This is a genomic window from uncultured Campylobacter sp., from assembly GCF_938045535.1.
Lineage (GTDB): Bacteria > Campylobacterota > Campylobacteria > Campylobacterales > Campylobacteraceae > Campylobacter_B.
The window spans coordinates 1-2,234 of the sequence record NZ_CALIMQ010000309.1; the positions used below are offsets into that span (position 1 = coordinate 1).

A 2,234-nucleotide genomic window follows, 5' to 3' on the forward strand; every position below is an offset into this window, starting at 1 on the left:
ATTCCTAAACTTATTTTATTTTTCTGATTTCTCCATAAAATTTTATCTAGGTTCAAAATTTGATGCCGTGTTGTTGCGCTGCGTAAAATTTCAATAACGCGCTAAATTTTAAGTAGCACGTAAAATCAAGCATTGCGCTAATTCAAGTTACGCGCCGAATTTAGCTCGCGCGGCAAATTAAGCGCGCCACCTAAAAGCGGTATAAAATTCACTCGCGCGATAAAGCCCGTCCTTCGGGGGCTAGGCGTATAAAATTCTACCCAGGCGGATCATGTTCGAGCCGCATTTGATCGCGAGCTCAAAATCATCGCTCATCCCCATCGAGCAGATCCGCGCGCCGTGCGGCACGAGCGCATCGAAGATCTCGCGGCTCACCTCGAAGCTTCGCGCGATCTGCGCGGGCTCGCTCACATGCGCTCCGATGCTCATCACGCCGATTAAATTTAGATTTTTGCACTCCTGCTTGATGCGCAAAAACTCCTCCACCGCCCGGTTTTTATCGAGCCCCGTTTTGGAGCTCTCGCCCGCAGCGTTGATCTCCAGCAGCGTATCTAGCGGATAATTCAGCCGCTTATTTACGGCAAGCGCGAGCTCATAACTGTTGCAGCTCTGCCACAGCGTCGGGCGCAGAGCGATGAGCTGATTGATTTTGTTGCTTTGTAGCGTGCCGATGAAGTGCCACTTTAGCGGCAGCTCGCGCAACGCCTCGCTTTTGCGCTTTAGCTCCTGCACCCTGTTTTCTCCAAACGCGATCTGTCCTTGCGAATACAGCTCGCACACCTCATCCGTGCCTACGTTTTTGCTTACCGCGACTAGCTGCACGTCGCCCGCGCCTGCTTTTGCAGCCTCAATGCGCTTTAAAATTTCATCCAGTCTCATTTATAAAATCCCAAAATTCTAGCGAAATCATTTAGTACCGTAAATATCATCAAAAGCGCTAAAATCCCCATGCCTACGTAGCTGGCGCCCACGAATACCCGCTTTGGCACGGGGCGGCGGAAGATGAGCTCAAAGAGATTAAACGCGATGTGCCCGCCGTCGAGTGCTGGGATCGGAAAGAGGTTGATAAGCCCTAAATTTACCGATATTAGCGCCACGAGCGCGAGCAAGACCGCCGCGCCGTAATCGACCGCCTTTGAAGTGATGTCCGTAATGGCGACGATACCGCCCATCTCCTTGGGCGAAACGACGCCGCTGGCGAGCTTTTCTAGACCCACCAAGATGAGTTTTGATGCCTCTACCGTCTGATCCCACGCGAAGCTAAGCGAGCGAGCACCTTTGTGATACAGCGTCACGGTCGCGTTGTAATCGGGCGAAATGCCGATGAGCGGCACTCTTATGCTCTCGCGCCAGATGGTTTTTTTCTCGCCGAGCTTTGGCGTGAGCTGCAGGCTCAGCCGCTCGCCGCCGCGCATGATTTCTAAGCTTAGAGGTGCGGCGGTTACCTGCTTTGAGATATCGTCCCACTCGCGGATCTGCTTGCCGTCGATTGATAAAATTTCATCGTTTAGCATTAGCCCTGCGCTTGCCGCGGCAGAGCCTGGCGAGATTTTGCCGACCTTGGGCGCTAACTTTTCGACGCCGATGTAGCCCAGCGCGATGTAGATCAAAAACGCAAGCAGCAGGTTAAAAAACGGCCCCGCAAAAAGTATGATTATGCGCGCTATCGGGCCTTTGGAGTTGTAGCTATCGGGATCTGCGCTTGCCGCGGCGGGATCCAAATCCTCCTGCCCCTTAAGGCTCACGTAGCCTCCCAGAGGGATCGCGCTGATGGCGTACTGAGTAGCGCCGATGCGCTTGGTAAAGACCTTCTCGCCGAAGCCCACGCTAAAGACGTTCACCCCCACGCCCAGCGCCCGCGCCGCCAAAAAATGCCCCAGCTCATGGAAAAAGATGAGGAAGCTGATCGCCAGCACCGTGACCATAAAATTTATCGAGTAAAAATAAAATCCGACCGCCAGGATCGCGAGCGTTAAAATTATGCTTTTCAAATTTCAGACCTTTGTAAAAAATGGGCTAAGCTTACTATTATTTTGCAAATTTTAAGCTTAGAAAAGAGATTATCTAAAAGCATAGCGGTATAAGCATGCTTTAAAATATATAAATTTAAAATTTTTTATTTCGCAATATCGGCAAGACGCAGATAATAATCAATTAGTTTTTGCGTATGATTTTGTTTAATTTCTTTTATTTTTTCATTGTCTGTAATTTCTCTGTCCCGTCTTCGCATTTTT

The 2,234-nt window shown here is 50.1% G+C and carries 2 protein-coding genes; both read right to left on the reverse strand.

Going from position 1 to position 2,234, the window contains the following annotated elements:
* Window positions 1–240 precede the first annotated feature (240 nt).
* The gene (locus Q0095_RS09515; protein WP_297883288.1) at window positions 241–879 is read right to left on the reverse strand and encodes a YggS family pyridoxal phosphate-dependent enzyme; all 639 of its coding nucleotides are present in this window, start codon (window positions 877–879) and stop codon (window positions 241–243) included.
* On the reverse strand, window positions 876–1,991 hold the full coding sequence (rseP, locus tag Q0095_RS09520; RefSeq protein ID WP_297883289.1) for an RIP metalloprotease RseP: 1,116 nt from the start codon (window positions 1,989–1,991) through the stop codon (window positions 876–878). The genes Q0095_RS09515 and rseP overlap by 4 nt, the downstream gene beginning before the upstream one ends.
* Window positions 1,992–2,234: the final 243 nt, after the last annotated feature.